Consider the following 6,939-nt stretch of genomic DNA (forward strand, 5'->3'; position numbering starts at 1 on the left):
TCGTTTTAGGCGGCTCCGCAGTTTTCGTTAGCGATATCTTCGAACTTCTGACGCTGTTCTTCGATTTCTTCCGGGCTCAAGTAGCGCTGCTCGCCATCTTCTTCCACTCGGATTCGCGCATTGCTGCCGATAACCTTCAGGTTGGCCTTGGCGGTCTCGCAGTTGGCTTCACGCTGCTTGCGGTTGGCCTCTTCGACGGCGGTTTCTTTCTTGCGCTGGGCAGTCGCTTGCTGCTGCTCTTCAATTTGGCTAAGGCGTTCTTGCGGTGTAACACGGCTTGAACTCGCGTTACGGCTGGTGCCCGAGCGGACATTGACCTGCTCAGCTTTTTTGCCGGTTGGTTGCCGATCGCCAAAATGCGTTACGCCGTTGTCATCGGTCCATTTATATACTGAACTATCAGCGGCCAGGCCGGGAGTTGCGGCCATCAGAATAGAAAACATCAGTATTTTTCGGTTCATGTCGTTGCCCGTTGTTCGTTTATCGCCTGAAGAAATAGTGCCACCAGAACAAAGGTTTTTCTTTCGTCTGGTTCAAAACTCTAGCATTGTTATTTGCGCAGTATGGCAGAGAAGAGCATAAAATGGTGCCAATTAAGCCACAACGGCTATTGACAGCGAGTTTCCCGCTGTCAGAATTACCGACTGCCTGAAGATAGGGGTAAATACGGCCGGCAATCCCGAGCAAGTATCCCCCGTTAATCACCACACCGAGTGCGCCATTACTAGGCGGGCGATGGTTGTTGCTAACGTTGCAACCCGTTGCCGGCCGTTCTCCGCAACCCTCAGGAGTGCGGCTGGCCAAGAGACAACCTCTAAAGAATTGGTGTGGAGGAGTACGCCGGTACCGCTTTCACAAGAAGCTGGTAAACCGTGGATCCAGGCAACCGGGACGAATCCCGGCTCATTCACTTGTAAAAGAGGGTAGAAAACGTGGAGTTATTGTCTGGTGCCGATATGTTGATCCGGTCCCTTCAAGATGAAGGTATCGAACACGTATACGGCTATCCGGGTGGCGCAGCCCTTCATATTTATGATGCGCTGTTCAGGCAGGATAAAGTCAAACACATTCTGGTGCGGCATGAGCAAGCAGCGGTCCATATGGCCGATGGTTATGCCCGTGCAACCGGAAAACCAGGCACTGTCCTGGTGACCTCTGGCCCTGGCGCTACCAACACGATTACTGGCATTGCCACCGCATTTATGGATTCAATTCCTATGGTGGTTCTATGTGGCCAGGTTGCATCCACATTGATTGGTGAGGATGCCTTCCAGGAAACCGATATGATCGGTGTCTCCCGCCCTGTGGTGAAACATAACCTCAGCGTCCGGCACCCGGAGGAAATCCCGGAAATTATCCGCAAGGCCTATTACATCGCCTCAACTGGCCGCCCTGGTCCGGTTGTTGTGGATATTCCGAAGGATATGACAGCGCCCAACGAGCGTTTCGAGTATTCCTATCCGAAAAAGGTCAAGTTGCGTTCATACAACCCGGCCGTTCGCGGTCATGCTGGGCAGATCAAGAAAGCCGTCGATATGCTGATGGCTGCCAAGCGCCCGGTGATCTACGCCGGCGGTGGTGTCATTCTTGGCAGGGCCTCCGATCAGTTGACCGAACTGACCCGAAAGCTTGGCTTCCCGATTACCAACACCTTGATGGGCATTGGCTGTTATCCGGCAACCGACAAACAGCATTTGGGCTGGCTCGGCATGCACGGTACCTATGAAGCCAACATGGCCATGCACCACTCAGACCTGATCCTCTGCGTAGGCGCTCGTTTCGATGACCGGGTAACCAACGCCACAGAGAAGTTCTGCCCGGGTGCTCGAATTATCCACATCGATATTGACCCAGCGTCGATCTCCAAAACGATCGATGTTGATGTGCCGATTGTCGGCCCGGTGGATGCAGTCCTTAAAGAAATGCTGACTTTGGTGAAAGAGTCCAAAGAAAAACCAGAAGCCGAAGCCTTGGCAGCCTGGTGGAAGCAAATCGGTGAGTGGCGCGCTTTCCACGGCATGCGTTACGAAACCAGCCCGGATGTGATCAAGCCGCAAGAAGTGGTCGAGATGCTCTGGAAGCTCACCAACGGTGATGCTTACGTGACCACCGATGTCGGCCAGCACCAGATGTTTACTGCGCAGTACTACAAGTTCGACAAGCCGAACCGTTGGATTAACTCCGGTGGTCTGGGCACGATGGGCTTCGGTTTGCCGGCGGCTATGGGGGTCAAACTGACCCATCCGGATGAAGAAGTCTTGTGCTTTACCGGCGAAGGCAGTATCCAGATGAACATTCAGGAACTGTCTACCTGTAAGCAGTACGATCTGCCGGTCAAGATTATTAACCTGAACAACCAGGCGCTGGGCATGGTTAAGCAGTGGCAGGACATGAACTACGAGTCCCGCCATTCGCAGTCCTACATGGAATCTCTCCCGGATTTCATCAAGCTGGCGGAAGCCTACGGCCACGTTGGCGTGCGCATTGATCGCAAAGAAGATCTTGAGCCCAAGCTGAAAGAAGTTCTGGCGATGAAAGACAAGCTGGTGTTTGTGGATATTTATGTCGACCGTTTTGAGCATGTGTACCCAATGCAAGTTGCCCGTGGTTCGATGAAAGATATGTGGCTCAGCAAGACGGAGAGGGTGTGATCATGCGTCGAATCATTTCTGTGTTGCTGGAAAACGAGCCGGGCGCACTGTCTCGAGTGGTTGGGCTGTTTTCCCAGCGCAACTACAACATTGAGACACTGACGGTAGCTCCTACGGAAGATCCTACTTTGTCACGACTGACTGTCACCACGTCTGGTTCCGACAAGGTTATCGAGCAAATCACCAAGCAGTTGAACAAGCTGATTGAAGTGGTAAAGCTGGTGGACCTTACTGAAGGTGCCCACATCGAGCGTGAGATGATGTTGGTGAAGCTGAAGGCGACTGGCTCTCAGCGTGCCGAGATCAAGCGCACTGTGGATATCTTCCGTGGCCAGATTGTTGATGTCACCAGCTCCGTCTACACCGTTCAGTTAGCGGGTGATAGCAGCAAGCTTGACGGCTTTATTCAAGCGGTTGGCACGTCTGGAATCTTGGAAGTGGTGCGTACCGGTGTATCCGGTATTGCTCGAGGCGAAAAGGTACTCAGTCTCTAAAGTCGGCTGAAAAAATTCGAATACCATGGCCGTTAGCGGCTATTACCTATAAAAGTTGAGGTTTGAAATGCAGGTTTATTACGATAAGGATTGTGATCTTTCCATCATCCAGGGCAAGAAAGTTGCCATTCTTGGTTTCGGTTCTCAGGGCCACGCCCACGCGTGCAACCTGAAAGATTCCGGCGTAGACGTGGTTGTTGGTCTGCGTGCAGGTTCTGCTTCCATTGCCAAGGCTGAAGCATACGGCCTGAAGACCAGCGACGTAGCCTCTGCGGTTGCTTCTGCTGACGTTGTTATGGTTCTGACCCCTGACGAGTTCCAGGCTGAACTGTACCGCGACGAAATCGAGCCGAACCTGAAGCAAGGTGCCACTCTGGCCTTCGCTCATGGTTTTGCAATCCACTACAACCAGATCGTTCCCCGTAAAGATCTGGACGTAATCATGGTTGCTCCAAAGGCGCCTGGTCACACCGTACGTACCGAGTTCACCAAGGGCGGCGGTATCCCTGACCTGATCGCGATCTTCCAGGACGCGTCTGGTAACGCCAAGAACGTTGCTCTGTCCTACGCCAGCGGTGTGGGCGGCGGTCGTACCGGTATCATCGAAACCACATTCAAAGACGAAACTGAAACCGACCTGTTCGGTGAGCAGGCTGTTCTGTGTGGTGGTGCGGTTGAGCTGGTTAAAGCCGGTTTTGAAACCCTGACTGAAGCGGGTTACGCTCCGGAAATGGCGTACTTCGAGTGTCTGCACGAGTTGAAGCTGATTGTTGACCTGATGTACGAAGGCGGTATCGCCAACATGAACTACTCCATCTCTAACAACGCTGAGTACGGCGAGTACGTAACCGGCCCAGAGGTGATCAACGATGAGTCCCGTGCAGCAATGCGTAACGCTCTGAAGCGCATCCAGAGTGGCGAATACGCCAAAATGTTCATCTCTGAAGGCGCGCTGAACTACCCGTCAATGACAGCGCGTCGTCGTGAAAACGCGGCTCACGAAATTGAAGTGGTTGGTGAAAAGCTGCGTTCCATGATGCCGTGGATTTCCGCGAACAAAATCGTGGACAAAGATAAGAACTGATCCGGAATTTCCGGTACGGTTTTAAAGCGCGGCCCTAGTGGCCGCGTTTTTCGTATATACTCCGCACAAATGCTTTCCGGAGTTGAAGGAATGACAGAACAGAACACGTCGATAAACAAGACCGACCCGCACTATGTCGCTGAAGCTGAGATTGAGGCGGGAGAAGTCATAGAAGAAGAAGTGGTTGAGGGTGCAAAAGTAAGGCGGAAAGGCATCTTTCTGCTGCCCAATGCGCTGACGACCGCATCGTTGTTTTCAGGCTTTTACGCGATTGTGTCGGCCTCGAACGGGGTATTCGATAACGCAGCCATTGCGATCTTTGTGTCCATGATTCTGGATGGGCTCGATGGTCGGGTAGCGCGTATGACCAACACCCAAAGTAAGTTCGGTGAAGAATACGACAGCTTGGCGGATATGGTTGCCTTCGGGGTAGCTCCGGGGTTGGTGGCCTTTTTCTGGTTGCTGAACGGAATGGGCAAGCTCGGTTGGGCTGTTACCTTCATCTACGTTGCCGGCGCTGCGCTGCGCCTTGCGCGCTTCAACACCCAGATTGGCTCGGTAGATAAAAAGTACTTTGTTGGCTTGGCGAGTCCTGCTGCAGCCGCCTGTGTTGCAGGGTTGGTCTGGAGTTTTCACACGTTTGAGCCGGCGGTCTGGTTAACTGCGCTGACCATGGTTGTCGTCGGCGGGACGGGTGTGCTGATGGTCAGCAACATTCTGTACCGGAGTTTTAAGGATCTGGATTTGCGGGGAAGGGTGCCTTTTGCCGCAATCCTGCTGGTAGTGCTCATCTTCGTGGTGATTGCCCTTGATCCGGCTACCGTATTGTTCTCTGCGTTTTTGATCTATGCGGCCTCTGGCCCCGTGCGAGCCTTGTTCCGTCGTAAGGGCAAGCGCGCCTGATTAATCAATAGTTCCTGCCCAGTACCGCTGGGCGGGAATTTCTCCAGCAAACTGTGGTCTACTGATAGAACCACGACAGCTGGAGCCTGCCAATGCATATCAAGAAACGCCCATCCTGGGCTATCTCCGAATCCGAAGTCACGCCTGAGTCTGTCTACCTGAACCGACGTAAATTTATGTCCGGCGTTGCCGCGTCAGCTGCCGCGATGGCTGTTCCGGGGCTAGTTCTTGCCAACCAGCATGAGAAGCTACCCACCTTGGATTATAAAAAGGCGGGCAAATACGTTCCGGACGAAGAACTTACGCCCTATAAGGACATTGCCAGGTACAACAATTTCTATGAATTCGGGCCGGGTAAGGAAGATCCGTCACGTCACGCCGGCCAGCTGGTGGTTGAGCCGTGGTCAATCGATGTTGAGGGTGAATGTGCACGGCCGGGCCGCTATCCGTTAGAGCAGCTCCTTAAGCCTCACAGCTACCAAGAGCGTATATACCGGCTGCGGTGTGTTGAGGCTTGGTCGATGGTGATTCCGTGGGTGGGCATTCCGCTGGCTGATGTGTTGAAACAGTTGGAGCCGACTTCAAAAGCCAAGTACGTGTATTTTGAAACTCTTGAGCGTCCGGAGCAGATGCCCGGCCAGAGGTCTTTGTTCAGTACAATTGACTGGCCCTACCGGGAAGGCTTGAGGATGGATGAGGCCATGAACGAGCTATCTTTTCTAGCGGTCGGTTTATACGGGCGAGGGCTGCCGAATCAGAACGGTGCACCCATTCGATTGGTGGTACCGTGGAAGTACGGGTTCAAAAGCATCAAGTCGATCGTCCGGATCCGGTTTATGGAAGAGCGGCCGAAGACCAGTTGGGAAATGATTGCCCCGGATGAGTACGGTTTCTACGCAAACGTAAACCCAGAGGTCGATCACCCGCGCTGGAGTCAGAAGCGAGAGCGCAGGTTGCCGTCCGGCATTTTCAGTCCGAACTGGCGAGAGACTGAAAAATTTAACGGTTACGGTGAGCAGGTGGCTCAGTTGTACAAAGGTATGGATTTGGCGAAGTTCTACTGATGTTGGCTAAATGGAATAAGGTGACCACCCTCCGAGTGGTCAAGGTCGCGCTTTTCATCGTGGCGTTGATCCCTCTGTACATGTTGGTCCAGCGAATTGCTTTGGGGGGGCTGGGGCCTGATCCGGCTCAGGTGATTACCGAGAGTTTGGGCAAGGCTGCACTTCAGCTTTTGTTGGCCACGTTATTCATGACGCCGTTACGAAAACTGACTGGTTGGACCGGGTGGGTACGTTGCCGGCGGATGCTTGGCTTGTTTGCCTTTTTCTATGCCGTGCTACATGTACTGGCTTTCCTGCAGTTGATATTGGGGTGGGGGGATTTGTGGGCAACCTTCACTCGTCGCCCTTACATCATTATGGGGGCGGTAGCGTTCCTGTTATTGGTGCCTCTGGCGCTGACCTCGACTCAAAAAATGATGAAGCGAACTGGGCGTATGTGGAAGCCACTTCATCGTCTTATCTATCTATCGGCGTTCTTTGCGTGGCTGCACTTTCTTTGGCAGGCAAGAAGTGACGTATTAGAAATGGTTGTTTACGGTGTCGTCTTGATTGCTTTACTGGCGATTCGAGCGTACTGGTTTGGGGTGTCATCACTGGTGCCACTGAAAAAGGTCTGAGTTAGCCTGTATTTTGATCGTTTTGATGGTGTTTTGATCGGCCGAATAAGTGGAAACCGAGGGGTTGGTTAAATTCTTCAGAAAGCCTGTTGACTCCTCAGTGGGGGTCTGTAGAATGCGCATCTC

The 6,939-nt window shown here is 53.0% G+C and carries 7 protein-coding genes; 6 read left to right on the forward strand and 1 reads right to left on the reverse strand.

From position 1 onward, the window contains the following. Window positions 1–5: 5 nt before the first annotated feature. A complete protein-coding gene (locus ACNQ6O_RS15620; protein ID WP_418054107.1) occupies window positions 6–461 on the reverse strand; it encodes a DUF4124 domain-containing protein in 456 nt (151 codons plus the stop codon). Window positions 462–932: 471 nt separating this feature from the next. On the opposite strand from ACNQ6O_RS15620, the gene ACNQ6O_RS15625 reads away from it, so the two are divergent. The 6 genes from ACNQ6O_RS15625 (at window position 933) to ACNQ6O_RS15650 (ending at window position 6,813) form a co-directional block, all read left to right on the forward strand. Next, complete coding sequence (locus tag ACNQ6O_RS15625) at window positions 933–2,651, forward strand: acetolactate synthase 3 large subunit (RefSeq protein ID WP_418054108.1); 1,719 nt, start codon at window positions 933–935, stop codon at window positions 2,649–2,651. Between the two features lie 2 nt (window positions 2,652–2,653). Next, entirely contained in the window at window positions 2,654–3,145 is a 492-nt protein-coding gene (gene ilvN, locus ACNQ6O_RS15630; protein WP_114335918.1) for an acetolactate synthase small subunit, read from the forward strand. Window positions 3,146–3,212: 67 nt separating this feature from the next. Beyond that, a complete protein-coding gene (ilvC, locus tag ACNQ6O_RS15635; RefSeq protein WP_418054109.1) occupies window positions 3,213–4,229 on the forward strand; it encodes a ketol-acid reductoisomerase in 1,017 nt (338 codons plus the stop codon). A 90-nt stretch (window positions 4,230–4,319) separates the two neighbouring features. Then, window positions 4,320–5,132 (forward strand): CDP-diacylglycerol--serine O-phosphatidyltransferase, encoded by an 813-nt coding sequence (pssA, locus tag ACNQ6O_RS15640; protein WP_418054110.1) that lies wholly within the window; start codon window positions 4,320–4,322, stop codon window positions 5,130–5,132. Between the two features lie 92 nt (window positions 5,133–5,224). After that, window positions 5,225–6,196: a protein-methionine-sulfoxide reductase catalytic subunit MsrP gene (msrP, locus tag ACNQ6O_RS15645; RefSeq protein ID WP_418054111.1), complete on the forward strand. Its 972-nt coding sequence runs from the start codon at window positions 5,225–5,227 to the stop codon at window positions 6,194–6,196. Next, complete coding sequence (locus ACNQ6O_RS15650; RefSeq protein WP_418054112.1) at window positions 6,196–6,813, forward strand: sulfite oxidase heme-binding subunit YedZ; 618 nt, start codon at window positions 6,196–6,198, stop codon at window positions 6,811–6,813. Before msrP ends, ACNQ6O_RS15650 begins: the two co-directional genes overlap by 1 nt. Window positions 6,814–6,939: the final 126 nt, after the last annotated feature.

This window comes from Marinobacter sp. SBS5 (assembly GCF_048285575.1).
Classification (GTDB): Bacteria; Pseudomonadota; Gammaproteobacteria; order Pseudomonadales; family Oleiphilaceae; genus Marinobacter.